A 1,458-nucleotide genomic window follows, 5' to 3' on the forward strand; every position below is an offset into this window, starting at 1 on the left:
CCGTGACGCCTACAGTCGAGGCGTATTCAGTTCCCGGCAAATCGAGCGGCGCTGCCGCGAGGACTTGTCGTTCATGTTCATCGCGCAAAAGCACTGTCCGAACTTTCGGGTCTTGAGTGACTTTCGTAAAGACCATGCCGCGTTCTTTCAAACCTGCTTCAAGCAGACCGTCCAATTAGCCTTGGCGTTAAAGCTGGCCTCGTTGGGTCACATCAGTTTGGACGGCACGAAATTCAAAGCGAATACGTCCAAGCACAAAGCGATGAGCTATCAGCACCTCAAAGAACAGGAACGCCAGTTAACCGACGAGATTGAGGCGCTGATCGCCCAAGCGGCGCGCTGCGACCAGGAAGAAGATCAGCGCTACCACGGCCAAACCGGTTATGAACTACCGGCCGACTTACAGTTCAAACAAGGCCGGCTGAGCAAAATCAAAGCTGCCAAACAAGCGCTCGAAGCCCGGGAAGCCGAGCTCAATCCGGACCAGCCGATCGATGGCAAAAAACAAATCAGCTTTGCCGATACCGATGCCCGGATCATGGGCAAAAAGGGTGACTTTAACTACCGCTACAATGGCCAAATCAGCGTCGATGCTGACCAGCAAATTATTGTTGCCCAACACCTGAGTCTCAATGCCAACGACATGCAAGAGGTCGAACCGGCCTTAACCGCGCTCCAAGACAGCACGGGGCGTCTGCCCGATCAGTTGAGTGCCGATAACGGCTATTTCTCCGGCAATAATTTAGAGGCCTTCGCGCAACAGGGTGTCGATGCTTACCTGGCGCCCGGGAAAGGCGAAACCACGCCGTTGAGCTCCTTGGCCGCATCCGAGCGGAAACTGGCCAAGGCCGACTTCACCTATCATGAGACGAACGACACCTATACCTGTCCTGGCGAACAAACCCTTACCGTGGTTCGGCATAACGCCGAAGGCGAGAAGGTCTATCAAGGCCAAGCCTCGGTCTGCGTTGAATGCCCTTACTTCAAACGCTGCTGTCAGTCTCAAAAGGGCGAAGCACGGACGCTGAGCTCCGACGCCCAAGAGCCATTGCGGCAACAGATGCGCGAAAAAATGCGGCAACCGGCTGCGAAGGCCGTTTACCGGCAACGCAAAGTCATTGTCGAACCGGTCTTCGGGCAGATCAAGAACAGCGGTTTCCGGGGCTTCAGTGTCAGAGGCAAAGACAAAGTCGCTGGCGAATTCTCGCTGGTCTGCGCCACACACAACCTTAAAAAAATGGTCAAAGCGATGGGTAAGGGATTGGTGCGTCCAAATTTTGGGAAATGGGCATTAAATCCCGCCACATAGACAAAAATAAGGGGGATTAGCAAGATAAGAGGCCAGTTTATACGTAAAAAGTTACAAAACTCCGGCATAACATATAAATATTCGAATATTCTAATGCTTTTTCGAAAAAATAATCCTTCTCTCTATGCTATTCTCGGACAGGCTCCTAG

General features: G+C 52.6%; 1 protein-coding gene. It reads left to right on the forward strand.

Going from position 1 to position 1,458, the window contains the following annotated elements:
• A partial coding sequence (locus Q7V32_RS05175) for an IS1182 family transposase (RefSeq protein ID WP_304895916.1) occupies positions 1-1,309 on the forward strand: 1,309 nt, incomplete at its 5' end.
• Positions 1,310-1,458 lie beyond the last annotated feature (149 nt).

The organism is Methylicorpusculum sp. (assembly GCF_030651835.1).
Classification (GTDB): Bacteria; Pseudomonadota; Gammaproteobacteria; order Methylococcales; family Methylomonadaceae; genus Methylicorpusculum.